This is a genomic window from Nonomuraea sp. NPDC001831, assembly GCF_042892035.1.
Lineage (GTDB): Bacteria > Actinomycetota > Actinomycetes > Streptosporangiales > Streptosporangiaceae > Nonomuraea.
The window spans coordinates 200,592-225,350 of the sequence record NZ_JBIATU010000015.1; the positions used below are offsets into that span (position 1 = coordinate 200,592).

24 protein-coding genes and 1 pseudogene are annotated in these 24,759 nt (G+C 73.5%); 13 read left to right on the forward strand and 12 right to left on the reverse strand.

Annotation, left to right across the window (positions count from 1 at the left end; all coding sequences use genetic code 11):
• Window positions 1-98 precede the first annotated feature (98 nt).
• Together ACFYYW_RS37505 and ACFYYW_RS37510 are read left to right on the forward strand one after the other, a co-directional pair.
• On the forward strand, window positions 99-746 hold the full coding sequence (locus ACFYYW_RS37505) for an FMN-dependent NADH-azoreductase (RefSeq protein WP_387656335.1): 648 nt from the start codon (window positions 99-101) through the stop codon (window positions 744-746).
• Between the two features lie 2 nt (window positions 747-748).
• Complete coding sequence (locus ACFYYW_RS37510; RefSeq protein ID WP_352331556.1) at window positions 749-1,069, forward strand: multidrug efflux SMR transporter; 321 nt, start codon at window positions 749-751, stop codon at window positions 1,067-1,069.
• Window positions 1,070-1,116: 47 nt separating this feature from the next.
• Here the strand turns inward: ACFYYW_RS37510 and ACFYYW_RS37515 are convergent.
• Window positions 1,117-2,634 (reverse strand): annotated as a pseudogene (locus ACFYYW_RS37515) (FAD-dependent monooxygenase); the annotation flags it as partial.
• Window positions 2,635-2,703: 69 nt separating this feature from the next.
• Here ACFYYW_RS37515 and ACFYYW_RS37520 point away from each other — a divergent pair.
• Window positions 2,704-3,309, forward strand: a complete 606-nt coding sequence (locus tag ACFYYW_RS37520; protein ID WP_352330390.1) for a TetR/AcrR family transcriptional regulator — start codon at window positions 2,704-2,706, stop codon at window positions 3,307-3,309.
• Between the two features lie 43 nt (window positions 3,310-3,352).
• On the opposite strand, the gene ACFYYW_RS37525 is transcribed toward ACFYYW_RS37520, so the two are convergent.
• Entirely contained in the window at window positions 3,353-3,895 is a 543-nt protein-coding gene (locus tag ACFYYW_RS37525) for an RICIN domain-containing protein (protein ID WP_387656338.1), read from the reverse strand.
• Window positions 3,896-4,000: 105 nt separating this feature from the next.
• Between ACFYYW_RS37525 and ACFYYW_RS37530 the strand changes: the two genes are divergently transcribed.
• Entirely contained in the window at window positions 4,001-4,777 is a 777-nt protein-coding gene (locus tag ACFYYW_RS37530) for a class I SAM-dependent methyltransferase (protein WP_387656341.1), read from the forward strand.
• Window positions 4,778-4,808: 31 nt separating this feature from the next.
• On the opposite strand, the gene ACFYYW_RS37535 is transcribed toward ACFYYW_RS37530, so the two are convergent.
• Window positions 4,809-5,438, reverse strand: coding sequence for a response regulator transcription factor (locus ACFYYW_RS37535; protein ID WP_352330396.1), 630 nt, complete (start codon window positions 5,436-5,438; stop codon window positions 4,809-4,811).
• Window positions 5,435-6,547, reverse strand: coding sequence for a sensor histidine kinase (locus ACFYYW_RS37540; RefSeq protein ID WP_387656344.1), 1,113 nt, complete (start codon window positions 6,545-6,547; stop codon window positions 5,435-5,437). Before ACFYYW_RS37540 ends, ACFYYW_RS37535 begins: the two co-directional genes overlap by 4 nt.
• A gap of 120 nt (window positions 6,548-6,667) precedes the next feature.
• Between ACFYYW_RS37540 and ACFYYW_RS37545 the strand changes: the two genes are divergently transcribed.
• Window positions 6,668-7,771 carry a hypothetical protein gene (locus ACFYYW_RS37545; protein WP_387656347.1) on the forward strand — a complete coding sequence of 368 codons (1,104 nt, stop codon included), beginning with the start codon at window positions 6,668-6,670 and terminating at the stop codon, window positions 7,769-7,771.
• On the opposite strand, the gene ACFYYW_RS37550 is transcribed toward ACFYYW_RS37545, so the two are convergent.
• Window positions 7,740-8,120 carry a PPOX class F420-dependent oxidoreductase gene (locus tag ACFYYW_RS37550; protein ID WP_364418609.1) on the reverse strand — a complete coding sequence of 127 codons (381 nt, stop codon included), beginning with the start codon at window positions 8,118-8,120 and terminating at the stop codon, window positions 7,740-7,742. The genes ACFYYW_RS37545 and ACFYYW_RS37550 overlap by 32 nt on opposite strands.
• A gap of 93 nt (window positions 8,121-8,213) precedes the next feature.
• Here ACFYYW_RS37550 and ACFYYW_RS37555 point away from each other — a divergent pair, with 93 nt between their 5' ends.
• Both ACFYYW_RS37555 and ACFYYW_RS37560 read left to right on the forward strand, forming a co-directional pair.
• Window positions 8,214-8,678 (forward strand): winged helix-turn-helix transcriptional regulator, encoded by a 465-nt coding sequence (locus ACFYYW_RS37555; RefSeq protein ID WP_387656350.1) that lies wholly within the window; start codon window positions 8,214-8,216, stop codon window positions 8,676-8,678.
• Window positions 8,679-8,813: 135 nt separating this feature from the next.
• Window positions 8,814-11,051, forward strand: a complete 2,238-nt coding sequence (locus tag ACFYYW_RS37560; protein WP_387656353.1) for an Orn/Lys/Arg decarboxylase N-terminal domain-containing protein — start codon at window positions 8,814-8,816, stop codon at window positions 11,049-11,051.
• Between the two features lie 115 nt (window positions 11,052-11,166).
• Here ACFYYW_RS37560 and ACFYYW_RS37565 read toward each other — a convergent pair whose 3' ends face one another.
• Window positions 11,167-12,066, reverse strand: coding sequence for a hypothetical protein (locus ACFYYW_RS37565; RefSeq protein WP_387656356.1), 900 nt, complete (start codon window positions 12,064-12,066; stop codon window positions 11,167-11,169).
• A gap of 115 nt (window positions 12,067-12,181) precedes the next feature.
• Here ACFYYW_RS37565 and ACFYYW_RS37570 point away from each other — a divergent pair, with 115 nt between their 5' ends.
• The 4 genes from ACFYYW_RS37570 (at window position 12,182) to ACFYYW_RS37585 (ending at window position 15,311) form a co-directional block, all read left to right on the forward strand.
• Window positions 12,182-12,694 (forward strand): SigE family RNA polymerase sigma factor, encoded by a 513-nt coding sequence (locus tag ACFYYW_RS37570; RefSeq protein ID WP_364418617.1) that lies wholly within the window; start codon window positions 12,182-12,184, stop codon window positions 12,692-12,694.
• On the forward strand, window positions 12,681-13,409 hold the full coding sequence (locus ACFYYW_RS37575) for a hypothetical protein (protein ID WP_387656359.1): 729 nt from the start codon (window positions 12,681-12,683) through the stop codon (window positions 13,407-13,409). Before ACFYYW_RS37570 ends, ACFYYW_RS37575 begins: the two co-directional genes overlap by 14 nt.
• Window positions 13,410-13,490: 81 nt before the next feature.
• Complete coding sequence (locus tag ACFYYW_RS37580; protein ID WP_352328991.1) at window positions 13,491-13,760, forward strand: metal-sensitive transcriptional regulator; 270 nt, start codon at window positions 13,491-13,493, stop codon at window positions 13,758-13,760.
• Between the two features lie 159 nt (window positions 13,761-13,919).
• Window positions 13,920-15,311, forward strand: coding sequence for a rhodanese-like domain-containing protein (locus ACFYYW_RS37585; RefSeq protein ID WP_387656363.1), 1,392 nt, complete (start codon window positions 13,920-13,922; stop codon window positions 15,309-15,311).
• A 100-nt stretch (window positions 15,312-15,411) separates the two neighbouring features.
• On the opposite strand, the gene ACFYYW_RS37590 is transcribed toward ACFYYW_RS37585, so the two are convergent.
• Together ACFYYW_RS37590 and ACFYYW_RS37595 are read right to left on the reverse strand one after the other, a co-directional pair.
• Window positions 15,412-16,047, reverse strand: coding sequence for a transcriptional regulator (locus ACFYYW_RS37590; RefSeq protein ID WP_387656365.1), 636 nt, complete (start codon window positions 16,045-16,047; stop codon window positions 15,412-15,414).
• A complete protein-coding gene (locus tag ACFYYW_RS37595; protein WP_352328996.1) occupies window positions 16,044-16,439 on the reverse strand; it encodes a DNA-binding protein in 396 nt (131 codons plus the stop codon). Before ACFYYW_RS37595 ends, ACFYYW_RS37590 begins: the two co-directional genes overlap by 4 nt.
• Before the next feature lie 58 nt (window positions 16,440-16,497).
• Here ACFYYW_RS37595 and ACFYYW_RS37600 point away from each other — a divergent pair, with 58 nt between their 5' ends.
• Both ACFYYW_RS37600 and ACFYYW_RS37605 read left to right on the forward strand, forming a co-directional pair.
• Window positions 16,498-17,796 (forward strand): PEP/pyruvate-binding domain-containing protein, encoded by a 1,299-nt coding sequence (locus ACFYYW_RS37600; protein WP_387656368.1) that lies wholly within the window; start codon window positions 16,498-16,500, stop codon window positions 17,794-17,796.
• A gap of 27 nt (window positions 17,797-17,823) precedes the next feature.
• Window positions 17,824-18,420 (forward strand): histidine phosphatase family protein, encoded by a 597-nt coding sequence (locus tag ACFYYW_RS37605; protein WP_387656371.1) that lies wholly within the window; start codon window positions 17,824-17,826, stop codon window positions 18,418-18,420.
• Between the two features lie 17 nt (window positions 18,421-18,437).
• Here ACFYYW_RS37605 and ACFYYW_RS37610 read toward each other — a convergent pair whose 3' ends face one another.
• The 4 genes from ACFYYW_RS37610 to ACFYYW_RS37625 are packed head-to-tail and all read right to left on the reverse strand — an operon-like array spanning window position 18,438 to window position 24,756.
• Window positions 18,438-21,533: a DUF5722 domain-containing protein gene (locus tag ACFYYW_RS37610; protein WP_387656374.1), complete on the reverse strand. Its 3,096-nt coding sequence runs from the start codon at window positions 21,531-21,533 to the stop codon at window positions 18,438-18,440.
• An 11-nt stretch (window positions 21,534-21,544) separates the two neighbouring features.
• Window positions 21,545-22,996, reverse strand: a complete 1,452-nt coding sequence (locus ACFYYW_RS37615) for an ABC transporter substrate-binding protein (RefSeq protein ID WP_387656377.1) — start codon at window positions 22,994-22,996, stop codon at window positions 21,545-21,547.
• Window positions 22,997-23,044: 48 nt separating this feature from the next.
• Window positions 23,045-23,869: a carbohydrate ABC transporter permease gene (locus tag ACFYYW_RS37620; RefSeq protein ID WP_387656379.1), complete on the reverse strand. Its 825-nt coding sequence runs from the start codon at window positions 23,867-23,869 to the stop codon at window positions 23,045-23,047.
• The gene (locus tag ACFYYW_RS37625) at window positions 23,866-24,756 is read right to left on the reverse strand and encodes a carbohydrate ABC transporter permease (RefSeq protein ID WP_387656382.1); all 891 of its coding nucleotides are present in this window, start codon (window positions 24,754-24,756) and stop codon (window positions 23,866-23,868) included. Before ACFYYW_RS37625 ends, ACFYYW_RS37620 begins: the two co-directional genes overlap by 4 nt.
• Between the last annotated feature and the right edge of the window lie 3 nt (window positions 24,757-24,759).

Here is a 24,759-nt window from a genome sequence, read left to right on the forward strand (position 1 = left end):
CCACCACGACGTAAGTGGACAACGTGCCCACTTAGTTGCTACGGTCACCTCGACCGCAAACCGGACGTCATGTCCACTTAGTTCGAGGAGCCCCTCCCATGGCCGTTCTGCTGCACCTGGACGCCAGCGCCCGACGCCGTTCCATCAGCCGCGAGCTCGGCGACGCCTTCGCCGAGGCGTGGCGGTCCGCCCACCCCGAGGGCACCTACGTCCACCGCGACCTGGCCGCCGAGCCGGTGCCGCACATCGGGGAGGCGTGGACCGAGCTGTGCGACTACGTCATGGCCAACCAGATCACCGACATCTCCCGCTACCACGAGGCCGCCCGCACCCCGGAGCAGGCCGCCGCCTGGGCGATCGTCGAGCCGCTGCTGTCGCAGCTGGTGGCCGCGGACGTGGTGCTGATCGCCACCCCGATGTACAACTACTCGATCCCGTCGGCGCTCAAGGCGTGGCTGGACCAGGTGACCTTCCCCAAGATGTCCCTGACCGGGCGGCGTTTCGTGGTCACCACCGCCCGAGGCGGGGCCTACTCGCCCGGCGCCCCCAAGGCCAGGTTCGACTACCAGGAGCGCTACCTGCGTGACTTCTTCGCCGGCCACTTCGCCGTCGAGGACACCACCGTCGTCGCCGCCGAGCTGGCCAACTCCCGCATCGACCCCGGCCTGTTCCACCTGCGCGCCCAGCACGACGAGCTGTACGCCGCCGCGCTGCGCGGCGCCCGCGACCTGGGGAAGGAGTTCTGACGATGAACTGGCTCATCCTCGGGCTGGCCGGGCTGGTCGAGATCGCCTGGGCGCAGAGCATCAAGCCCACCCAGGGCTTCACCCGGCCGCTGCCCACGCTGATCTGCTTCGTCCTCATGGTGGCCGCAGTCTGGCTGCTGTCGTACTCGATGAAGACCCTCCCGGTCGGCACCGCGTACGCGGTCTTCACCGGCATCGGCGCGGTCGGCGCGATCGCCCTGGGCGTCGTCGTGCACAAGGACCCGCTGTCGATCGGCCGGATGGCGGCGCTGGCGCTGATCGTCGGCGGCATCGTGCTGGCCCGCGTCACCAGCCCGGAGTGACCCCTCCCCCTCCGGGCGGGCGGCCGGGCTAAGCTCGGGCCGAACCAGCGGGCGAGGGCGGCCCTGAGGCCGTCGGGGCCCGCGCCCGCCCAGGCGACGTAGCCGTCGGGCCGGACGAGCAGCGCCGGGGCGGGAGCGCCGGCGGCGGCGGTGGCGGCCACGTGGCGCACCCGGCCGAGCCAGGGCGCGGCGGCGGCGGCCAGCGCGTCGCCGCCGGTCAGGTCCAGGAGCAGGGGGCGGGCGTCGCGCATCAGCTCGGCCAGGCGCCACGACCGCCCGTCGCCGGTGGTCAGCGCCAGGGACGGCGCGAACCAGCCGGTGGGCCCGGCGGGCCGCTCCTCCCCCATGTCGTGGCGGACGTCGCCGCCCGCCATCAGCTCGGCGATCACGCGCAGGTTCTCCGCACGGCCCAGGAGCTCGGCGAACAGCCGTCGTAGCGCGGTGACCTCGGCGCCGGGCGCCAGCAGGGCGGTCGCGGCCAGGGTCTGGGTGACCACGCGTTCCGCGCACGCGCGGCGCTCGGTCTCGTAGCTGTCCAGGAGCCCTTCCGGGGCCTGCCCCCGGAGCGTGGCGGCGAGTTTCCAGGCCAGGTTGGCGGCGTCCTGGAGCGCCAGGTTCAGGGTGGGCCCGTGGCTCACCTGGGCGGCGTCGCCGGCGATGAAGACGCGTCCGGCGCGGTAGCGGTCGGCGAGCCGGGTGTTGCGCCCGCAGAGCCGGCGCAGCATGACCGGCGCTCCCTCGGGCGGCGGGCTCAGCGGCAGGCGCACCCCGAGGACGCGTTCGACGCTCTTCTCCATCTCGGCCAGCGTCATCGGCGCGCCCGGCCCCGGGAAGCCGCCCGCCGGATGCTCCTCCCACTCGGCGGTGTTGATCAGCGGCCGCCGCGGGTCGTGGGCCAGGAGGGTGAAGACGCCGCGATCGGTGCGGTGGAAGTGGGCGGGGATCTCGCCGAGCCCCTCGATCAGGACGCGCCCGCCGGGCAGGACCCGGAAGTGCTCGCTCGGGCCGATGAGGGCCGAGCGGTCCACGACGTGGTCGTCGCTGACGCCGGGGAAGCCGATGCCCGCAGCCTTCCTGACCATGCTGTGGCCGCCGTCGCAGCCGACCAGGTAGCGGGCGGTGAGGGTGGTTTCGGCGCCGCCGGGGCCGCGGGTCACGACCTCGACCCGGTCGGCGTCCTGGCCGAAGGAGATCACCTCCTGGCCGCGCCGCACCTCCGCGCCCAGTTCGGCCGCGCGCGCGGCGAGCACGCGTTCGAGGTCGCGCTGGTCGCAGGGCAGCAGGTACATCGGGTTGGCCTCGCCGAGCGTGTGCAGCGGCAACGGCATCCCGCCGAAGAAGTAGCCCGGCGCCGGTGCCGGGACGCCCCGGCCGCCGCAGCGTTCGTACAGGCCGCGGTGGTCCAGCAGCCGGACGACCTGGCCGGCCAGGCCGTGGGCCTTGTCCGACAGGTCGGGCTCCGGCCGTCGTTCCAGCACCAGCGGCCGCACGCCGGCCAGGCGCAGCTCGCAGGCGAGGAAGAGGCCGGCGGGCCCGGCGCCGACGACGATGACGTCGAACATCATGGACGGTCCTTTGGGTACAGGGCTGTATCTAATTCCGGCCACCGTAGGGCCCCGAGTTAAGATACGCAAGTGAATCTCAAGCACCGTGCCCCCGGCGGCGCGTCCCGCCGTCGCGGCCCCGCGCTGGAGGAGGCGATCCTCGACGCCGCCTGGCAGGTCCTGGTCGAGCACGGCTACCACGGCTTCACCTTCGAGGCCGTCGCCGCCCGCGCCGGCACCAGCCGACCGGTGCTCTACCGGCGCTGGCCCCGGCGCGACGACCTGCTGCTGGCCACCCTCGCCAAGTTCTGGCGGCTGATCGACGTGCCCGACACCGGCAGCCTCCGCGAGGACGCCGTCGGGTTCCTGCGCAACGCCGGCGACGACCGCGCGGGCATGCTGACGCTGATGAGCGTGCAGCTCGCCGACTACTTCCGGGAAGCCGGCACCAGCCTCACCGAGCTGCGCGACACGCTGCTGCCGCCCGGCCGGGCGACCGCGTTCGAGACGATCGTGGGCCGGGCGGTCGAGCGCGGCGAGCTGCCCGACGTGCCGCGTTCGTCCAGGGTGGTGAACCTGCCGCTGGACCTGCTCCGGCACGACATGCTCGTCACGATGCGCCGGGTGCCGGAGGAGTCGATCGCCGAGATCGTGGACGAGGTGTGGCTGCCCCTGCTGGGCGCGCCCCCCGGCTGACCGGCGGTCACCAGGGGACCGCCTCCCCGTGACGGCGAGCCGGTCAGCTCCCGTAGTAGTCGCGGATCTCCCAGAACCTGGACGGGTGCCCGTCACAGGTGTACTGGACGGCCTCCAGGTTGTTGGCGGTGCTCACCCCGCCGGCGATGGTCAGGCACTTGGCGGTCTGCACGTTGCGGAACTCGACGTACTGGCCGACGCGGTTGCCGAGCGCCCAGTAGCGCGAGGGGTGGGTGTCGCAGGTGTACTGGAGGGCGACGACGTTGTTCTCGGTGCTGACGCCGCCGGCGATGGTCAGGCACTTGCCGGTCTGGCGGTTCCTGACCTGCAGGGCCGCGCTGGAGTAGCCCCAGACGTCCCAGCGGCGGGAGGGGTGGCTGTCGCAGTCGTACTGGACGGCGTGCACGTTGTTCTCCGTGCTGACGCCCCCGGCGATGGTCAGGCACTTGCCGGTCTGCCGGTTGACGAGCTGGACGTTCGACGCGGCCCAGACGGACGCGGCCGACGCGGGCGCCGGGGCGGCGGTGAGAGCCAGGACGAGCAGCGGGGCGGCGACGGCCGCCGGGCGAAGGAGGTGTCTCTTCATGCGCCCAAGCGTGCGGCCGCGGGGTTCGTACCGCCTGAGTAGCGCGTACTCAATGTGCGCCGGCGGGGTTGTGCGCCTGGACGATCATGAATGAGGATCGGGCACATGACAACACAACGGATTCAAGGAAGGGTCTTCGGCGAGGTCGCCGACGAGTACGACAGGGTCCGGCCCGGCTACCCGGCGGAGCTGGCCGCGGACGTGCTGGCCTACGCCGGAGGGCCCGCGCTGGAGGTGGGCGCGGGCACGGGGAAGGCGACGGAGCTGTTCGCGGCGAGCGGCGTCGAGATCGTGGCCACCGAGCCGGATCCGGCCATGGCCGCCGTGCTGGCCCGGCGGACCGCCGGCCGGCCGAACGTGACGGTCACCGTCTCCACGTTCGAGGAGTACGTCCCGGAGCGGGCGTTCGGCCTGCTGTACTGCGCCCAGGCGTGGCACTGGGTCGACGAGGAGGTGCGCTGGCGGCGGGCCGCCGCGGCGCTGGCCCCGGGCGGCGGGCTCGCCCTGTTCTGGAACGTCGACTGGCCCGCCGACGAGGACGTGACCGCGCGGCTGCTGGCCGCCCACGAGCGGTTCGCCCCGCACATCAGGCCCAACACCGGCCCGATCGGCAGGCCCATCGGCGAGGAGGCCGGGGCCCGCGAGTGGGCCGGGGAGATGGGGCTGCCGCCCGAGTTCGGCGACCTCGGCACCCGCCTCTACCGGTCGGGACGCACGCTCTCGGCGGCCGACTACGTCGCCCTGCTGTCCACCCAGTCGTCCTACCGCATCCTGGCCGAGGACGTGCGCGACAACCTGTTCGGCTCGCTCCTCGACACGCTCGGCGAGCAGGTCGCCCTGAACGTCGAGACGGCCCTCTACCTGGCCCGCCACCTCCCCTGACCGGCGGCACGGCACGGACGGGCGCGCCCCGTCACGGCTGGGCCCTGCCGGTCGCCCACGCCCATCCCGCGATCATCACCCGGTTCCTCGCGCCGATCTTGCGCTGGACCGCGGCGACATGGTTCTTCACCGTCCCCGGCGACAGGAAGAGCTCGGCGGCGATCTCCGCGTTGGTCCGTCCCTGAGCCACCAGGGCCACGATCTCGTCCTCCCGCTCGGTCAGCACCACGTCCGAGACCTCCCGTTGCGGGCCGCTGCCGCGCAGCAGCCTCACGGTGAGCTCGGGGCTGATGAGCATGTCGCCGTTCACGGCCGCCCGGACGGCCTCCACGAGCAGCGCGGGGCCCGAACGTTTCAGCACGAACCCGGCCGCGCCGTGCCCGAGCGCCGCCCGGACGTACTCCTCCAGCCCGAACGTCGTGACGACCACCACGTGGATGCCGGTGCCGGACAGGGCGCGGGTCACCTCGATGCCGTCGGCGCCGGGCATGCGGACGTCGGCGAGCACCACGTCCGGCCGGACGGCGAGGGCGGTGTCGATCGCGGTGCGCCCGTCGGCCGCCTCGGCCACCACGCTCAGGTCGGGCTGGGCGTCGAGGATCAGGCGGAAGGCGTCGCGGATGCCCTCCTGGTCGTCGGCGACGAGGATGCGGATGCTCACCCGGGAGATTGTCGCAGCGGCAGCCGCGCCGTCAGCGACCACCCGCCCGGCCCCCGCCCGTCCGGCCCCCACGTGTCCGGCCCCCGCCTGTCCGGCCCCGTGTCCGGCACGGGCCCCGCGACCAGCTCGCCGCCTTGTTCGGCGACGAGCGCGGCCAGGCCGGGCAGGCCCGAGCCGCCGCGGCGGCGGCCCGCCGCGCCGGACGTCCCGTCGTTGGTCAGCGTGATCTCCAGGACGTCGCCCGGCGCCGTGACGGACAGCTCGACGCGGCCGGCCCGGGGCGCGTGCCGCCGGATGTTGGTCAGCCCTTCGATCACGATCCGGTAGGCCAGCGCCGCCGTCTCCGCCGGGACGTCCGCCGCGCGGTCGATGCGCACGCCGACGTGCGCCGGACCGGCGGCGGAGAAGCGCGCGGCGGCCTCGGCGATGCCGTCCAGGTCGCCGGACGGGCCGAGGGGCCGGTCGTGGTGGAGCATGTCGAGCGTGCGGTCGAGCGTGGACAGGGCCCGTTGACCGGCCGCCTCGACGCGTTCCAGCGCCCGCAGCGGATCGCCCGCGACGGTGCCCGCCTGGGCGTGCGCGACCATCTCGCTGATGTCGTGGGCGAGGAAGTCGTGCAGGTCGCCGGCCAGCCGCAGCCGCAGGAGGGTGCGGCTGCCGGCCACTGCCCGCCGCTGCCGTACGTCGAGCAGCCGCAGGTAGGCGCCCACGGCCGCGCCCGCCAGCACGCCCGCACCCCAGAACGCGCACGCCCCCACCGCCTCCAGCGCGGAGGCCGGCGTGAAGACCCGCGGCAGCCAGGTGGCCGCGGCGAGCCCGGCCAGGAGCGCCGCGGGCACGGCCCGGCGGACCGGCGCGTACCTGACGACCAGCCCGGCCGCGACCGTCAGCGCCGCGCTCTCGGCCATGCCCAGCGCGCCGGCGACCGGCGTGGACGGCCCCCCGGCGGCCCGCCACAGGACCGTGACCGCCAGCGACGCGCCCGCGGCGGGAAGGATCAGCCAGGCGAGCCACGTGGCCCTGCTCCCGGCCAGGAACAACCCGATCGCCGCCACGGCGACGGCGACCGCCGCCGGCAGGGACGCGGCGACCATCCACAGCACGTTCACCCGGGACACGATATGCGCCCGCGCCGCGTGCCCCCATGTGCCGAACGGCACTGCCACGACCGGCGGGAGGTGCCGAACGGCATCTGCCCGCCGGACGCCGGCGCTGGAAGGCTCGTCGTCATGACGATCTTCACTTCCGGCCGGTACGGGTACGCGGCGGCGCTGTGGGCGGTCGCCTATGGCCTGCTCGGCGCGGCGTGGGCGCTCGGGGCGCCCGGCTACCCCTGGGGAGCCGACGATCCCGACCCCGACGGCGCGCTGTCGATCCTGGCCGGCACGGCGCCGCCGTTCGGCTGGTGGATCGCGGCGTTCTCGGCCGTGACCGCCGCGACGGCACTGGCCCTGACCCGCCGCACCCACGCCCGCCCGACGGACCGACCCGAGCCGAACGGCCCCTCACCGCGCCGACCCGAACCGGGCCCCCGGGGTGGTGGGCGCCCGGCGAAGGGGGCATGGGGGCGGGTGCCGGTCGTCCTGGCCTGGCCGATCGCCGTGCTGCTGGTGCTCGTGGTTCCGGACTCGCGGCTGATGATGGGCGTCGCCTACACGCCGTTGCTCCTGGTCGCGCCCCTGTTCGGCTGGGGGCTGGGCGGCGCGACGTTCGCCGACGCCTGGCCGTGGCCGGTGCTCAACCAGCTCGTGTGCGTGCTCGGCGGCCTGCTGCTGGCCGCCGCCGCGCGGGACCACGGGCGGGGGCGCGGGAACTGGTTCACCCCGGCGCGCGGGCGGATCGCGGTGTGCGTGGCGGTCGCGGTGCCGCTGGTCTACTGCGCCACCCGGTGGGCCTGGGCACTGGGCATCCCGCTCGGCGTGAGCGCGGAGTTCCTGGCCGAGGGCGAGGACGGGCTGTGGCTGGCGGGGGCGTACCTGGCGACGTTCGGGGCGCTGGGCGGCGTGCTGACCCTCGGGCTGGTGCAGCGGTGGGGCGAGGTGTTCCCGCGCTGGATCCCTGGGCTGCGCGGCCGGCGGGTGCCGCCGCTGCTGGCGGTCGTCCCGGCCGGGTTCGTCTCGATCATCATCACCGTGGCGGGGCTCACCTACATCCGCTGGACCGTGGCCGGCCGGTTCGCCCTGGAGGAGTGGGGAGCCTGGCTGCCGGAGTGCTTCTGGCCGGTGTGGGGCGCCGCGCTGGCCACCGCCGCCGTCTGCTACCACCGGCGTCGCCGGGAGAGCCCGCACCCGGCGGCGCGGGTCAGCCCGCGCTCTGCCGCTCGGGCTCGATGAGCAGGACGACCCGTTCCTCCGCGCGCGAGTAGGGGCCGCCGATGTACTTCGCGGCGATCCGGTCGACGATCTCCCAGCCCGCCTCTCCCTCGACCCACTCCACGACCCTGCCCCTGACGAGCACCGGCCGGAACGGGTCGCCGGGCGGCGTCAGGGAGAGCGCGACCCGCGGGTCGCGCCGCAGGTTGAGCGCCTTTCGGGAGCGCGGGCCGGTGAGGATGGCGACCTGGTCGCCGTGCGTGCCGATCCAGACCGGGACGGAATGGGGAGCGCCGTCGGGCAGGACGGTGGCGAGGTGGGCGATGGGGGTGCCGTCGAGCACGCCGCGCACGTCGGGGTCGAGGTTCATGGTTCTCTCCGGGTCTGTTGAGTTCCTTGAGGAGACTCCGTAACCGTAGCATCCGGAGTTCCTTCAGGGAACCCCAAGAGGTAGAGTGGCCTCATGCAGCGCACGAACTTCGCGGAGATGGCCTGCTCCATCGCCCGCACCCTCGACGTGATCGGCGAGCCGTGGTCGCCGCTGATCCTGCGGGACGTGTGGGCCGGGGTGCGGCGGTTCGACCAGCTCCAGGCCGATCTCGGCATCTCCCGCAAGGTGCTGACCGAACGGCTGGCCCACCTCGTCGGCCACGGCGTGCTCGAACGCCGCCCCTACGACCGGCGGCCGCGCCACGAATACCACCTGACAGCCAAGGGCGCCGAGCTGGTCGACCTGCTCATGGTCATGGCCGGATGGGGTGACAGATGGCTCGCGGGCGAGGCCGGGCCGGCCGTGCTCTACCGCCACCACGCCTGCGGCGAGATCAGCGCCGTGGAGCTGCGCTGCGCCCACTGCGGCGCGCCGATGCACGCCGGCGACGTCGACCTGCTGCCCGGCCCCGGCGCGGCAGAACGCGACCCCGGGTGAATCGGCGGCCGTCGCCGCCGGCGGCCAGGGAGCTCGAGCCACACCCACAGGCTTTCGTCACTTACCGTGTCTTTGCCGTTCCTTGGCGTTACGATCGGGGAAACCTGTCGTCCCTGATCGATCACGGAGTGCCGTATGGAGCGAACGGTTCTGGCCGCCGTCACCGAACACCCCGACGCCGACTCGGCGCTCGCCGAGCAGATCCGCCGGGTGTGCGCCGAGATGGGCGAGCTCGGCCTCCAGGTGCGCTGGACCCGCCGCACGGCCGACGCCCTGGCGGTGGTCGGGTCCGACGCCTCGCTCACGGCGATCCTGGCGGCCTGGGACGCGCCCGGCGCCGAAGACCTGCTGGCCGCGGTGGCCAAGCGCTTCCGCGGCCTGCCGGTCTTCCTGATCACCCAGGACCAGGAGCTCCCGCTGTGGGTGTACGAGGTCATCCAGGGCTACGTCTTCCCGCTGGAGGACACCCCGCAGTTCATCGCCGGGCGCATCGCGCACGCCGCCGAGCAGTACGCCGACCAGATCCTCCCGCCGTTCTTCCGCGCGCTGCTGCACCTGGAGGACCATCACCCCTACTCCTGGCACACCCCGGCGCACGCGGGCGGCGTGGCGTTCCTGAAGTCGCCCGTCGGCCGGGCGTTCTTCGACTTCTACGGCGAACGGCTGCTGCGCACCGACCTGTCGATCTCCGTCGGGGAGCTGGGCTCGCCGCTCGACCACACCGGCCCGATCGGCGAGGCCGAGCACAACGCGGCCCGCGTCTTCGGCGCCGAGCGCACGTTCTTCGTGGTCAACGGCAACTCCACCGCCAACCGCATCGTCGGGCACCACGCGATCGCCCGCGGCGACACCGTCCTGGTCGACCGCAACTGCCACAAGTCGATCCAGCACGCGCTGGCGATCAGCGGCGCCCGGCCGGTCTACCTGGTTCCCGAGCGCAACGGGCTGGGGCTGGCCGGGCCGATCCCGGCCGCCGCGCTGGAGGCGTCCGCGGTCCGGGCGCGGGTGGCCGGCCATCCGCTCGCGGCGGGCGACCCCGCGTACGCGGTCGTCACCAACTCCACCTACGACGGCGTCTGCTACGACGCGGTCCGGGTCGCCGAGCTGCTGGGCCCCACCGTGCCGCGGCTGCACTTCGACGAGGCGTGGTTCGCCTACGGCCGGTTCAACCCGCTCTACTCCCGCCGCTACGCCATGTCGGTCGACGAGCGCACGCTGCCCGGCCCTGAGCGTCCCACCGTGTTCGCCACGCAGTCCACGCACAAGTTGCTGGCCGCGTTGTCGCAGGCGGCGATGTTGCACGTCCGGCCCTCGCCGCGGGCGCCGGTCGACTACGACGCGTTCAACGAGACGTACCTGATGCACGCCTCGACCTCGCCGCTGTACCCGATGATCGCCTCCCTCGACGTGGCCGCGGCGATGATGGACGGCCCCTCCGGGTCGTTCCTGACCGGCGAGGCGATCGTCGAGGCGGTCCGGTTCCGGCAGGCGATGACCCGGCTGGCCGCCCGCATCCGCGAGGACGGCCGCCGGCCCGGCTGGTTCTTCGGTCTCTGGCAGCCGCCCTCGGTGCCCGACCCGCACACCGGCCGGGCCGTGCCCTTCGCCGACGCCGACCCGGCGCTGCTGTGCTCGGAGCCGCGCTGCTGGGTGCTGGAGCCCGGCGCCGCCTGGCACGGCTTCGACGGCATGCGCGACGACTACGCCCTGCTCGACCCGGTCAAGGTGACGATCACCTGCCCCGGCGCCGACGCGGCCGAGGGCACGCAGGAGTGGGGCATCCCGGCCAAGATCGTGGCCGCCTACCTGCAGCGGCGCGGCATCGTGGTGGAGAAGACCGGCGACCACACGCTGCTGGTGCTGTTCTCGATGGGCATCACCAAGGGCAAGTGGGGCACGCTGATCGACGCCCTCACCGACTTCAAGAACGCCTACGACGGCGACCGGGCGCTGGCGGACGTGCTGCCCGGGTTCGGGCCGTCCGGGGTGTCGTTGCGGGCGTTCTGCGGCCGGGTGCACGCGAAGCTGCGCGACTCGGGCGTGGGCGCGCTGCTCGACCAGGTCTTCACCGCGCTGCCCGAGCCGGTCGCCACGCCCGCCGACGTCTACCAGGCCATGATCCGCTCCCGTACCGAGCGGGTCCCGCTGGACCGGCTGGCCGGGCGGGTGGTGGCGGCGACCGTGGTGGTCACCCCGCCCGGGATCCCCATGCTGATGCCCGGCGAGGCGACCGGCGCGGCCGACGGCCCGCTGCTGAGCTACCTGCGGGCCCTGGAGGACTTCGACCGCACCTTCCCCGACCTGGCCACCGACATCCACGGCGCCCACCGCGACACCGAGGGCCGCTACCAGGTGGAGGTCCTCCGCGCCTGACGGCCGCCCCCGCCGGGCCGTCAGAGCAGAGCCGGACCGTCAGGACGCGGCCGGCACGGCGGGCCGGGGCCGGGGCCGGATCAGGGCAGGGCCGGCGCGGCGGGCCGGGGCCGGGTCAGGGCAGGGCCGGTACGGCGGGCCGGGCGTCGGTCCAGCCGACCTCGGCCAGGGTCGTGACGGACGACTTCGCGGGCCCCTTCCCGCCGCCACCGGCGCTGTACTCCTGCGACAGCAGCGCCATCCTGCCGGTGTCGACGATCAGCCGGGTTCTCGTCCGCGTCGCCGTCCCGCCCGTCCCGTTCGTCGTGTCGATCACGACGACGGCGCCCGGCCTGCCCAGCTCGTCCTTGGCGTTGCCGTCCGCGCGCACGCCCGGCATGGTGAGCATCGCCTGGTAGGCGGCGTTGCGCACCTCCTTCGGGGCGGGCAGCACGTGCAGGAGCTGGGGCAGCGTCCCGGCCACCCAGCCGGGCAGGGCGCTGTCGGGGATGCGGCCGACCCGGCCGGCCCTGGTGAGCCAGTCCTTGAGCAGGGCGGGGTCGGCGGGCAGGCGCTGGACCTCGTCGTAGGTCAGCAACTGCCCGGCCAGCTCGAACTTGACGGACTCCCGCACGGCCCCCACGTGCCCCTTGGCCGGCTCGGTGGACAGCCGCACGGTCTTCCCGTCGATCGACTCGCTCCACCTGGCGGGTGAGCCGTCCCGCCGCCAGGCCTTCTTGTCGGCCGGGGTCGGCGGGGTCGCCCCGAGTTCGCGGTAGGCGTACCAGGCCCTGCCGTCGGGGGTGGTCCACCGTTCGATGATCTGCTTCTTGACCAGCGAGTACGGGTGCGCCCTGGTGCCGAACCGCCACTCCTGCGGCATGGTGAGCAGTTCCTTGACGTGCCAGTAGGCGCCCTCCGGCGGGGCCGCCGCGGCCGGCGCCGGCATGCCCAGGGCGGCGCCCACCGCCAGCCCGGCGCCCATGGCGATCAGGCGGCGGAACGTCGCCGCCGCGGTCCATGAATACAAAGTCATGACCGTCCATACGCCTGAGCCGCCCGAAGGGTTGCCCGCCGCCTTCCTGCGCTCTCGCGGGCAACCGCCGCCGGCGCCCAGGCGTATAAGGAAGCGTGAAATCGGACAGACAGCCGTGAGCGCCACGGAACACGACTTCGGCGCATTCGTGGCCGCACGCGCCACGAGCCTGCTACGGGTCGCCTACCTCGCCTGCGGCGACGAGGCGGAGGCCGAGGACCTGCTGCAGACCGCGCTGGAGCGCACCTACCGGAACTGGGACCGGGTCCGCCACGACAGCCCCGAGCCGTACGTGCGCCGCGTCATCGTCAACGCCGCCATCAGCCGGGCCCGCCGCCGGGCGATCCTCAGGATCGTCCCGATGCACAGCCCGCCGGACACGCCGGACCGGGCGACGGACACCGACCTGCGCCAGGTGCTCATGGACGCGCTGCGCGCCCTGCCGCCCCGGCAGCGGGCGGTGATCGTCCTGCGGTACTGGGAGGACCTCAGCGAGGCGCAGACGGCTGAGGTGCTCGGTTGCTCGGTCGGCACGGTCAAGAGCCAGGCGTCGAAGGCGACGGCCAAACTCCGTTCGGCCCTCGGACGGGAGACAGTGGAAGGAGTGATCAGGAATGCCCACGCTTGAGGAGGAGCTCCTCCGGCTCATGACGGAGGAGACCACCCGGCTGCACGCCGCGCCCGACCTGGTGGAACGGGTGGTGCGCGGGTCCCGGCGCAGGCGGGCGAGGGGCCGCATCGCGGCGTTGTCGGCGTCCGTGGCGGTCGTGGCCGCGCCCGTGGCGTACCTGGGCGCGAGCACGGTGACCGCGACGGGCGGCCAGGTCACGATCTCCGTGACGCCGGAGCCGCCCGCCATCGACGACACCCCGCCCCCGCCATCGGAACCGCCGAGCCTCGGCGACCTGGGCGACGGGACGACGTTCGGGCACGTCAAGGTGGGATACCTGCCCGAGCGGCTGAAGTGGTCCGGCTGGTCGGTGGACTTCGGCGACAAGTACACCACCGCCTACTTCTACGAGGGCGACGACCCGGGCTCCTACCGGGTGCAGATCTACATGTACGAGGAGGGGGCCGTCCAGGAGGTCGGCGACCGGATCGCGGCCTACCGCGACGAGGGGGACGGCGAGGAGGTCACCGTCGGCGACCGCGGCGGCTACCTGGTCGTGCAGAACGTCGGCGAGGACGGCATGAAGGGCACGCCCACCCTCTTCCTCCGCATGGGCGACCGGCAGTGGGCCGAGATCATGTTCAGCCCGACGTACGCCAAGGAGTTCCGCGACGCCGGGGCCGTGTCCGCCGAGCTGAAGAAGATCGCTGAGCGGCTCACCCCCAACCCGTGACCGCCTCCGCCTCCACCGCGCCCCCGCGGACGTGCGCGCCACAATACCTAGGGGGGTATATTGGCGGTGGAGGTGGAGCGAATGGACATGAACGCGGCCGTCCTGGCCGAGGCGCTCACCCGGCTCAAGCGGGCCCACGGCCAGCTCGGCGGGGTGATCGCCATGATCGAGAACGGTGACGACTGCGAGCGGGTGCTGACCCAGCTCGCGGCGGTGTCCAAGGCCCTGGACCGGGCCGGATTCAAGATCATCTCCACCGGCCTGCAACAGTGCCAGGCGGCGCGCGAGCGCGGCGAGGAGCCCGCCATCACGCCGGAGCGGCTGGAGAAGCTGTTCCTGGCCCTGTCCTGATTCAGCACCGATCTCCCCCACGGGCATCCGAAGGCGGCGGCTGAACCCGTACGCCCGAGCATGCCCGTCTTTTTACCTGCCCTATACCCCCCAGGGTATCAATGGGTAGGACGGTCCTGACCGGACCGCGACTGCGACGACACGAAGGCGGCGAAGACGATGAGCACGATCCACGTCGAGGTGGTGGAGACCTCTTCCCTGGGCGACCGCAGCTATCTCGCCCACGACGGCCAGGTCGCCCTGGTCGTCGACCCGCAGCGGGACATCGACCGGATCCTCGCCCTGGCCGGACGGCTCGGCGTGCGCGTCACCCACGTGGCCGAGACCCACCTGCACAACGACTACGTCTCGGGCGGCCTGGCGCTGGCCCGGGTGACCGGCGCCGCCTACCTGGTCGCCGACGACGAGAGCGTGCGGTTCGACCGCCGGCCGGTCTCCGACGGCGAGGAGGTCACGCTGTCCGGCGCGATGAGCGTCCAGGCGGTGGCCACGCCCGGCCACACCTTCCACCACCTGTCCTACATCCTGACCGGCCCGGACGGGCCCGAAGGGGTCTTCACCGGCGGCTCCCTGCTCTTCGGCACCACCGGCCGCACCGACCTGCTCGGCGCCGAGCACGCCCACGACCTGGCCCACCGCCAGCACACCTCGGCGCACCGCCTGGCCGACCTGCTGCCCGACGGCGCCCACGTGTGGCCCACCCACGGCTTCGGCAGCTTCTGCTCGGCGACGCAGGCCGACGCCCCGGCCTCCACGATCGGCCGCGAGCGGCAGGCCAACCCGGCGCTGCGCCTGGAGGCCGACGACTTCGTCGCCCAGACCCTCGCCGGTCTCGACGCCTACCCCGCCTACTACGCCCACATGGGCCCGCGCAACTCCGAGGGCGGCGGCCCGATCGACCTCACCCCCGTACGGACCGCCGACCCCGCGGAGCTCAGGAAGCGGATCGCGGCCGGGGAGTGGGTGGTGGACCTGCGCTCCCGCAAGGCGTTCGCCAGCCGCCACCTGACCGGCACGCTCAGCTTCGGCCTCGACGGCCCGATGTCCACCTGGCTCGCCTGGATGGCTCCCTGGGGCGCGCCGATCACCCTGCTGGGCGAGGACGCCGCGCAGGTCGCCGCCGCCCAGCGGGAACTGGCCCGCATCGGCGTCGACCGTCCGGCCGCCGCCGCGACCGGCGATCCCGGCCAGTGGGCCGGCGGTCACGACGAGCGGCTGGGCGAGCTGGCGGTGGCCACGTTCGCCGACCTGGCCGCCGTCCGCGCCGGGCGCGCGCCCGCGCACCTGCCCGCCCCGGACGTCGTGCTGGACGTGCGCATGACCAACGAATGGCGGGCCGGCCACGTCGCGGGCGCCACCCACATCCCGCTGCCGGACCTGCCGCACCGCCTGGCCGACGTCCCGGCCGGCACGGTGTGGACGCACTGCGGCTCCGGCTACCGGGCGGCCGCCGCCACCAGCCTGCTCGCCCGCGCCGGACGCCGCGTGGTGCACATCGACGACGCCTACGCGGCGGCCGCCGAGGCGGGCCTGACCATCACCGGCGACTGATCCGGCCGGTCCGCGCCGCCGTGCGCGTCCGGGCCGCGGCGACATGCCGCTCGACCTGCCGCGCGCACCACACCGCCCCGCGCCCCGGCGCGCGCCGGCGTCAGGAGCGGGCGTGGCGGTCGAGGCCGAGGGTGGAGATCAGGTCCTCGTGCAGCTCGAACCAGACGCGGTGGCAGGAGTCGACGTCGGTGCGGTCCACCCACGCGCCCTCCCCGTTGCGGGCGCGGGCCAGGGCCGCGGCGAAGCGCCTGTCGTACCCGCCGAACCGGGCCAGGACGCCGGTCAGCCGGTCGGCGAGCGGCTGGAGGGCCCGGCCGACGACGGTCAGCTCGTGCAGGATCCGGGCGTCCCAGGCGGGGTCGGAGTGGTCGTTGACGGCGAGCCGGTCGCGGCCGTCCGGGCGCAGCTGCCAGTCGGTGCACGCCTTCAGCAGCAGGGCGTTCAGCGGCAGGAACTCGCGGTAGACGTCGTGCACCTCCTCGGCGCAGCCGGCCTGGTCGAGCTCGGCGGCCAGGCGCCGCTCGTCCTCGGCCCGGCCCGTCTCGGTGAGCGACCAGCCGCCGGTGCCGGCGAACTCTGAGCGGCTCACCCAGCCGCGCGCCTCGGCGTCGAGCAGCTCCTCCTCCGTCTCGGCCACGCCGAGCGCGTACCGGCGGGCGAGCACCGGGGTGTCGGCGAAGCCGGTGACGCGTACGGCGTGCAGCGCCAGCAGGCCGGGCGCGGACTGCCGGGTCATGAGCCGGCCTCCTGACGGGTAGTCAGGCGGGTGTAGTGCTGCTGGCACGCCTGCGGCGAGTTGAACCCCATCGCCTCGGCCATCTGCGCCCAGGTCAGCCCGGCGCTGCGGGCGGTGAACAGCAGGGCGGACTCGATCGCCTCGACCTCGGCGCGCGCGGCGGGCAGCAGGGCCAGCGCCCCCAGGACGTCCTCCGGCTCCAGGCCGGCGTTGCGCCAGACGGCGAACCGCGTCAGGTCGACCGCCGACGGCGGCACGGGCGGAGGTTGCCACGGGCGCGGGTCGAGCAGGTCGGCGCCCAGGGCCATGAGCCGCCGGCGGCCCTCCTTCTCGCGCTGGGCCTGAAGCTGGTCCGCGTTCGCGGCGCGGACGGGGTCGTGGTTGCGTTGCATGCGGGCCATGATTCACAATCGGCGGGACATCGTCAACATTTTGTTGAAGGGCGGGCGGATGATCGTACCCCTCGAGGAGGCCGCGGCCGACACCTGCGGGGGCAAGGGCGGCGCGCTCGGCGCGCTGCTGCGGGCCGGGCTGCCGGTCCCCGACGGTTTCGTGGTGCCGTTCGCCGCCTACCTCGCCGCGGTCCGCGGCCTCGACCTCGGCCGGCGCACCGCGGGCCCCGACGACCCGGCCGCGGCGCGGCGCGCGATCGAGGCGCTCACGGTCGACGCCGGGCTGGCCGCGGCGCTGGCGCGGGGGCTCGGCGCGCTCGGCGACCCGCCCGTGGCCGTGCGGTCGTCGGCGGCCGACGAGGACACCGGCCGCAGCTCGGCGGCCGGCCGATACGAGAGCTTCCTCGCCGTGCGCGGCGCGGACGGCGTGGCCGAGGCCGTGCGCGCCTGCTGGGCCTCGCTGTTCTCACCGCGCGCCGCCGCCGGCCGTGAGTCCGGCGGCGGCTCCGGCGGCGGGTCCGGCGACAGGTCGGGCGACAGGTCGGGCGACGGCCCGGCGATGGCCGTGGTCGTCCAGCGCCACCTGGACGCCGAGGCGTCCGGGGTCATGTTCACCCCGGCCGGGCCGGGCGAGCCCACCGGGATCGAGGCGTCGTGGGGGCTCGGGCCCAGCGTCGTGGGCGGCACGGTCACCCCCGACTCCTACCGGGTCGCCGCGGACGGATCGGTCGTGCGCACGCCGGCCGACAAACGCACCCGGCTCGACCGGGAGGGCGCGCGGCTCGTCGTGCGGAACGTGCCCGACGGCGTCCGGGGGCGGGCGGCGATCGACGACGCGACCGCCGTGCGGCTGGCCGGGCTGGGCGCGCGGATCGCGGCCCTGCGCGGCGGGCCGCAGGACGTCGAGTGGGCCGTCGCGGCCGGCCACGTCTGGATCCTGCAGGCCCGCCCGGTCACCGCCGCTCCCCCGCCCGCCGGCCCGCCCGTCCCGGCCGCGGACGTGCCGTCCGGGGCGCTCGTCGGGACGCCGGGCAGCCGCGGAGCCGTCACCGGCACCGCGCGGATCGTGCGCGGGCCGGGCGACTTCGCCCGCGTGCTCCCGGGCGACGTGCTGGTCTGCCCCTTCACCGACCCGGCGTGGACGCCGCTGCTGCGCATCGCCGCCGGCGTCGTGACCGAGACCGGCGGAGTGCTGTCCCACGCCGCGATCGTGGCCCGCGAGCACGCCATCCCCGCCGTTCTCGGCGTCCCTGACGTGACCAGCAGGCTGCGGGACGGCGCGCTCGTCACCGTCGACGGCACCGCCGGCACCGTCACCGTCACCTGCCCCCGGAAAGGAGAGGGGAGCGGCCGCTGACCCGCCGCTCCCCGATCACCCATGTCAATGCGACGCCTCTACCTGGCCCGCCACGGCGCGGCCGACGCGTTCGGGCAGCTCACCGACGACGGGCGGCGGCAGTCGGCCCTGCTGGGCGAACGGCTGGCCGCCATGCCGATCGACGCCGTGTGGCACTCCCCGCTGTCGCGTGCCGCCGAGAGCGCGGGCGAGCTCGCCCGGCACCTGCCCGGCGTGCCCGTGGCCGAGGCCGCCGAGCTCGTCGACCACGTGCCGTACGTGCCCGCCCCCGCCGAGACGCCCGCGTCCTGGGCCGGTTACTTCGACGGCTTCGACCAGGCCGAGGCGGCCTCGGGGCGCGCGCTCGCCGACGCCCTGGTCGCCCGGTTCGCGACGGTCCCCGGCGAGCCCGCGTCCGACGTGCACGAGGTGCTGGTGACGCACGCCGACCAGATCGCCTGGCTGGTCCGGCACGCGCTGGACGCGCCGCCGCCCCGGTGGCTCGGCCTGAACAGCGCGAACACCGGCCTGACGATCATCGAGTACCGCGCCGGCCTGCCGCCCACGATGGTGATGTTCAACGACCTGAGCCACCTCCCGTCCGGCCTGCGCTGGACCGGCTTCCCGCGGGACCTGTGGCCGTGAGCGGCGGGCCGGGGGCGTCAGGAGATGCTGCGCCCCTCCACCGCGTCGAGCACCAACGGGCTGGGGCCGGGGTCGCCGCGCACGCCGAAGCCGTAGCGGTAACCGGCCCTGACCTCCGGGTCCGACAACGCCGGCAGGTGTTCCAGCGTGGCCGCGGTCACCAGCTCCCAGCCGGAGCCGGTGTCGGCGTACATGGCGGCCCGCTCGCCCACCAGCGACAGCGCGAAGCGGCCGCCGTCGGGGACGGTGACGCCCTGCTTGACGCCGAAGACCGCGATCCCGCCCGGCACCTGCGGGCCGCGCACCTCGAACCCGGCGAACTTGTGGCTGTTGACGTAGAACGCCGCCACGTCCGTGCTGCCGTCCTTGACCAGGCCCGTGTAGACGGTGTCCATGTCGGTGGAGTCGCCCTGGAACCTCCTGATCGTGATCGCCGTGGCGAACGCCGGGTTGCGCGGCGAGACGCCCGACGACATCAGCCCGAACCAGGACGCCGACGGGTGCCCGGCCGACAGCGCGCCGCCCGCGTACGTCACCCGCGGCAGCTCCTTGTCCTCCGGCTGGACCCGGTAGGCCTGGTAGTCGCCGGCCTGGTCGAAGTCGTCGGCCAGCTCCTGGTTGGCGAAGGCGTCGGGGGCGGGCGGCACGTACGCGGCCTGCGGCGGCAGCCGGAACGTCACCCGGTCCGTGCGCCCCAGGTAGGACGCGCACACCACCGGATACTCCTGGTTCGCCGGCGCGTATGCGGTCAGCGTGGTCCCGTACGTGCGGCTCGCGCCCGTGCGCAGGCCGCTCACCGGCAGCGCGCCCGGGTCGACGGCCACGCCGTCGCAGGCGGACAGCGTGACCCGGCCGGCCATCGGCAGCACGTCCCGGTTGGTGACGGTGAAGGTGACCTTGGAGCCGAGCCGGCCGCGCTCGGCGGTGGACGCGCTCACCTCGACGTTGCGCCGGGCGAGGCCGGGCAGCGCCGCCGCGGCCAGGCTCAGCCGGTCGATGTCGTAGGAGCCCGCCCAGTCGGAGCCTGCCGAGCCGCGCACCCACACCTTGACCCGGGAGATCGCGGCGCGCGGGGCCCAGCGGGACAGGTCCAGCGTGAGCCGGTTCCAGCCGAGCTCGGGGTCGACCGTGCCGGCGCCCTCCGCGACCGCGCCGCCGCGCCCGTAGACGCGGACCTTGGCGGTGAAGACGTTGCCCGGTTTGAAGCCGTCGTCGGCCTCGGGCGGCACCCGGACCGACACCGACAGCGACGGCGTGCGCGAGGCGTCGAGCGGCTTGCCGAACAGCACGTCGGCGCCCTTGTACGACTTGGCGTACCGCGACCAGCCGGGCAGGTCGCGGTCGAAGCGCACGCGCAGCGCGTGCCCGCCGTCCACGGCCACCCGCTCCACGGCGGCGGCGTTGTCCGAGGGCCGCCAGCCGTCGGCGCCGGTCTCGAAACCGGAGATCACCCGCTCGGCGACCGGCCTGGCGTCGAGCTGCGTGCCCACCGTGGCGGGCGGCTTCCTGACGGCCAGCTTGCCCGGGTCGAAGCCGGGGATGACGTCCTTCCAGTCGGAGATGCCGATGATCTTCTTGGCGAACTCGGTCACGCTCAGCGACCGGTCGGTGTCGATGGCGGCGAACACCTCGTGCAGGGGCTTGCGCTCCCCGGCGTTGGAGGGCGCGCCGTGCTCCTCGTCCCACGTCCACAGGCCGAGCCGCAGGCCGCCCTCCTGCTTGTGGTCGACGTGCCGGTGCAGGATGAAGGAGTCGATGCCGTCGGCGAAGGCGATCTTGTAGTAGGCGTACGCGTAGGCCGCGGCCTGCAGCTCCAGCTCCTTGGCGGAGTAGTCCTGGGAGTTCAGGCCCTGTTCGGAGAGGATCACCCGCCGCCGTTGCCCGTTGTAGGTCAGGTTGTCCTGGGCGAGGTAGCGCGGCAGCAGCTCGATGTTCTTGAACGTGATCCGCAGGGTGTCGAAGCTGTCCGTGGCGGTCTTGTCGTTCCAGAACGCCGGGTTAAACAGGTTCTCCGGGTAGGGGTGGTAGGCGATGTTCCAGTCGAAGTCGCCCTGGCGCTTGGTGAGGGCGTTGAGCCCGTCCACCACGTCGCGGCCCTTGTAGGTGTACTTCGGGTCGTCGTTGGCCGCGCCCGTCCAGAAGTGCGTCAGCGAGGTGTAGACGCGGGCGGCGGCGTCGGCCTTGCGCACGGCCTGCCAGGTCAGCCGCATGGCGCGGGCGTACTGGTCGAGGAAGACGGCACGGTCCTGGCGGCCCATGTTGTACCAGAACTGCTGGGCGTCGATCTCGTTGCCGACGATCCAGCCCCACGCCCGGCCGTACCGGCCGTCGGCCTGGCTGTAGCGCTGGGCGAAGAACTCCATCGCGGCGGTGAAGTGCGCCTCGCCCTCGGCCGTCTTGGTGTTGAACGCGTACACCGTGCCCTTGCCCAGCTCGGCGTCGGGGTGGATGAGCGTGCGCGCGGCGGAGTTGGGCGCGCCGCTGTTGTAGACCAGCACGATCATGTTGACCAGGACGCCGTTGTCCGACAGCGGCTTGACCTGGGCGTCGAGCCCGGCGACGGCGCCGCGGTCGAAGTAGTACGTCTTTCCCTGCGAGACGAACTCGATGGTGTTGCCGGGGGCGCCCGGCCCGGCCGTCATGACCGAGTCGAGGGCCAGGTTGATGCCGGCGTGCTGGACGCCGATCTCCTCGGCGTCGTCCGTCATCTGCACCTGTAACCCCTTTTTGCCCGACATTTCGGGATAAAGGGTTTGGTTGGCCGACGCGAAGCTCAGCTTGTCGGCGTAGTGCACCTCTCCCACCGGGCCGTCCGCGCCCACCGCGAGGAACTTGTCGTAGAGCCGGTCCTGGTCACCGTCCATCCGGGGCACCTCGACGCGGAACGGGCCCGCCTCGACGGACGCGACCGGCTGCTCGCCCGCGGGCGAGTCCTGCCAGGTGTCCAGCGCGTACAACTCAGCCCGGCCAGGGGCGACGCCGGTGACGGTGATCGTGTCCCCGCCGACCTCGACGCCGCTCACCCCGCCGGCCGCCGCCGCGCGCGCGGGCTGGGCCTGCGCCGGGAGGGCCAGCATCGGGACGGCCAACGCCAGGGCGATCAACAACCTCATGTCATCTCCTCCTACTTGGCCCAGTCCTCGTCGCCCCAGGCGTTCTTCTTGATGCCGGCCTCGATGCCGCGCTTCCACCACTTGTCCAGGTCGGCCAGCTCCTCCTCCAGGGAGCGCCGGCCGAGCAGGTAGCCGTCGAAGACGTCGCGGAAGGAGGTGCCCTCCGGGCCGCCCGGCAGGGCCACCACCCGGAACGGCTTGCCCCACTCGCCCTCCAGCATCCCGGCGGTCTCGGCCGACGGCTCCACGCCCTCGACGGCGGGCAGGCCGCCGGTCGCGTCCAGCCAGGGCTTGATCGCCGGCGAGCTCATGTACTGGAGGAACTTGACCGCCGCCGCGTACTTCTCGCCCTTGACGGTGGAGGGGATCATGTAGCTGGTGCCGCCGATCGAGGCGCCGTAGCGGGCCGGGGCCTCCGACGACAGCGGCGTGCTGGCCTTGGTGATGGTCGGGAACGGCATCGTGCCGAGGGCGAACTTCGCGTCCGCCTTCAGCGCCTCCACGGCGAAGTCGGTGCCCCACGACATGGCGGCCTTGCCGGAGACGAAGTCGCGGTAGCCCACGGTCGCGCCGCCGTCGGCGACGCCCGTCCAGTTGGGCGTGCCGCAGTCGAAGAACTCCTTGTAGATCTTCAGGGACTCGGCGACCTCGGGCGTCCTGGTGGTGAGCGTGCCCTGCTTGATGGCCTTGCTCATCGACTTCTCGGTCACGGTCGGCGCCTTGCCGGGCTTGCCGGCGGCGTCGAAGAAGTTCCAGTCGTCGTGGTACTTGTCGATGAGCTGGGTGCTGACCGCCTCCCACGTCCAGCCGGCGGCCAGGCCGCCCTTGTCGAGGGCGACGGGGTCGAAGCCGGCCGCCTTGAGCTTCCCGCAGGCGCTCCTGAAGTCCTGCCAGGTGGCGGGGGGCTGGTCGATGCCCGCCTTGGCGAAGGCGTCCTTGTTGTAGAACAGGCCGATGGCGACCAGGTTGAAGGGGATGTACTCCAGCTTGCCGCTCTCCTTGCTCAGCGCCTTGGAGACGGCGGGGCCGTAGTACTCCTTCCTGAACACGTCGATCCAGCGCTGGTTGCCCGGCACGTACGGGTTGGGCTTCTGCAGCTCGGCGTCGAGCGCGTGCACCTCGTGGGCCTTGTGCGGCGGCTGGTTGAAGACCAGTTCGGGCGCGGTGCCGGCGGCGAGCTGGGTGGTGATCGTCTGCATGAAGCCGTCGAGAGGCAGCACCTGCGTCCTGACCTCGATGCCGGGCTCGCGCTTCTCGAAGGCGTCGACCAGCGCCTCCCAGGCCGGTCCGAAGCTGCTCCCGCTGGCGTTCCACTGGTTGGGGCCGGCCAGCGTGATCGTCACCTTGCCGCCGCCGTCCTGGGCGGACGTGCCGCCGGTGCCGAGCAGGCCGCAGCCTGTCAGCGCGAGCAGCGCGGCCAGCGCGGCCGGGGCCGCGAGCCCGCTCGTGGGGGGTGTTCTCATCGGGTACGGGTCCTTTCCATATTGATACGTTTCAATCGCGAGACCGGCTCACTTGCCGGACACGATGCCGCCCTGGATGCCCGCCAGGAACCACTTGGACAGGAACGTGAACAGCACCACCAGCGGCAGGCTGGCCAGCACGTAGCCGGCGAACAGCGGGCCCCACTGCTGCGCGTTCTGGTTGGCGAAGAAGGCCAGCCCCGCGGGGATCGTCCGGTAGGCGTCGGTCTGCACGGTGAGCAGCGGCCAGAAGTAGTCGTTCCACACGCCCAGCACCGTCATCAGCGCCACCGTGCCGATGACCGGCCTGGCCAGCGGCAGCATGAAGGCCAGGAACAGCCGGACGCCGCCCGCCCCGTCCACCCGCGCCGCCTCGAAGATCTCCTCGGGGATCTGCGCCATGTAGGTGCGCATGACGACGATCCCGAAGACCGTGTTCGCGGTGACGTGCGGGATGATCAGCACCAGCCGGCTGTCCAGGATGCCGAGGTCGCGCATCAGCACGAACAGCGGGATCAGGCTGGTGATCGAGGGCACCATGAGCAGCGCCGCGACCAGCCCGAACAGCGCGTTGCGCCCCGGGAAGCGGTAGCGGGCGAACACGAACGCCGCCGCCGGGGCCAGCAGCATCGTGCCGCCGATGGCCAGCGCCGCCACCACGAACGAGGTGAACAGGTACGGGCTGACCTGCTCCCACGCCGCCGCGTAGTTGTCCAGGTGCACCGGCCAGGCCGGCGACCAGTAGCTGGCGAAGAACTGCTCGTTGTCCTTGACCGACGCGGCCAGCATGAACAGGTACGGGAACAGCCCGGCGAAGGCCAGCACCGTCAGCACGCCGCCGGCCACCAGGTCGGTCCTGCGGGTCCGGCTCACGATCCCGACCTCCTGCCGAGCGCCAGCGCGACCAGGCTCACCCCGAGGGTCAGCGCGAACAGCACGGTGCCGAGCGCGGCCGCGTACCCCCAGCTCGTGTCCACGAAGGCGGCGTCGAGCATGCGCAGCACGGGCACCTGGGTGGCGTTGTCGGGGCCGCCCTTGGTCATGATGTGGGCCTGCATGCCGTACTGGAGCACCGAGATCACCGCCAGCACCAGCAGCAGCTTGACGTCGCGGAACATCATCGGCAGGTCGATGCTCCAGAAGCGGCGCAGCCGGCCGGCGCCGTCCACCTCGGCGGCCTGGTAGATCTCGGCCGGCACGTTCTGCAGCGCCGACAGGAAGACCAGGAACGGCAGACTGGCCACCCACGGGAAGCCGATCGTCATCAGCGCGGCCAGCGCCGTGGCCGGGTCGCCGATCCAGTTGCCGGCCAGCCCGTCCAGGCCGAGCGCGCGCAGCAGGCTGTTGACGACGCCGTCGCGCGGGTCGTACATGAACTGCCACAGCAGCACGTTGACCACGGCCGGGAAGGCCAGCGGCAGGATCAGCAGGGTGCGGAAGACGAACCGCAGCCGCTCGCTGGACAGCGACATCACCAGCTCGGCGGCCAGCAGCGGGAACACCCACATGAGCGTGACGGCCCAGACGAAGATGATCCCGGCGTTGCGGAAGGAGGCCCACCACAGGTCGTCGCCGAGCATCGTGAGGTAGTTGTCCAGACCGACGAACGGCGAGCCGAAGCCCGGCCGCCACTCGTACAGCGAGTGCAGCATGCCGTTGAGCGCCGGGTAGTAGGCGAACGCCGCGAGCAGGGCGAAGGTGGGAAGAAGGACGAGGTAGACGCCCCACGGGATCCGGCGGCGCGCTTGTGTGCTGGTCACGAT

Excerpts from the sequence above, each read along its gene's own strand:
- ACFYYW_RS37505 (WP_387656335.1), top strand. The coding sequence starts at position 99 with ATGGCCGTTCTGCTGCACCTGGACGCCAGCGCCCGACGCCGTTCCATC.
- ACFYYW_RS37580 (WP_352328991.1), top strand. The coding sequence starts at position 13,491 with ATGGACATGAACGCGGCCGTCCTGGCCGAGGCGCTCACCCGGCTCAAG.
- ACFYYW_RS37595 (WP_352328996.1), bottom strand. The coding sequence starts at position 16,439 with ATGCAACGCAACCACGACCCCGTCCGCGCCGCGAACGCGGACCAGCTT.
- ACFYYW_RS37600 (WP_387656368.1), top strand. The coding sequence starts at position 16,498 with ATGATCGTACCCCTCGAGGAGGCCGCGGCCGACACCTGCGGGGGCAAG.
- ACFYYW_RS37610 (WP_387656374.1), bottom strand. The coding sequence starts at position 21,533 with ATGAGGTTGTTGATCGCCCTGGCGTTGGCCGTCCCGATGCTGGCCCTC.
- ACFYYW_RS37585 (WP_387656363.1), top strand. The coding sequence starts at position 13,920 with ATGAGCACGATCCACGTCGAGGTGGTGGAGACCTCTTCCCTGGGCGAC.
- ACFYYW_RS37575 (WP_387656359.1), top strand. The coding sequence starts at position 12,681 with ATGCCCACGCTTGAGGAGGAGCTCCTCCGGCTCATGACGGAGGAGACC.
- ACFYYW_RS37530 (WP_387656341.1), top strand. The coding sequence starts at position 4,001 with ATGACAACACAACGGATTCAAGGAAGGGTCTTCGGCGAGGTCGCCGAC.
- ACFYYW_RS37590 (WP_387656365.1), bottom strand. The coding sequence starts at position 16,047 with ATGACCCGGCAGTCCGCGCCCGGCCTGCTGGCGCTGCACGCCGTACGC.
- ACFYYW_RS37525 (WP_387656338.1), bottom strand. The coding sequence starts at position 3,895 with ATGAAGAGACACCTCCTTCGCCCGGCGGCCGTCGCCGCCCCGCTGCTC.
- ACFYYW_RS37555 (WP_387656350.1), top strand. The coding sequence starts at position 8,214 with ATGCAGCGCACGAACTTCGCGGAGATGGCCTGCTCCATCGCCCGCACC.
- ACFYYW_RS37605 (WP_387656371.1), top strand. The coding sequence starts at position 17,824 with ATGCGACGCCTCTACCTGGCCCGCCACGGCGCGGCCGACGCGTTCGGG.
- ACFYYW_RS37615 (WP_387656377.1), bottom strand. The coding sequence starts at position 22,996 with ATGAGAACACCCCCCACGAGCGGGCTCGCGGCCCCGGCCGCGCTGGCC.
- ACFYYW_RS37510 (WP_352331556.1), top strand. The coding sequence starts at position 749 with ATGAACTGGCTCATCCTCGGGCTGGCCGGGCTGGTCGAGATCGCCTGG.
- ACFYYW_RS37550 (WP_364418609.1), bottom strand. The coding sequence starts at position 8,120 with ATGAACCTCGACCCCGACGTGCGCGGCGTGCTCGACGGCACCCCCATC.
- ACFYYW_RS37545 (WP_387656347.1), top strand. The coding sequence starts at position 6,668 with ATGACGATCTTCACTTCCGGCCGGTACGGGTACGCGGCGGCGCTGTGG.
- ACFYYW_RS37565 (WP_387656356.1), bottom strand. The coding sequence starts at position 12,066 with ATGACTTTGTATTCATGGACCGCGGCGGCGACGTTCCGCCGCCTGATC.
- ACFYYW_RS37560 (WP_387656353.1), top strand. The coding sequence starts at position 8,814 with ATGGAGCGAACGGTTCTGGCCGCCGTCACCGAACACCCCGACGCCGAC.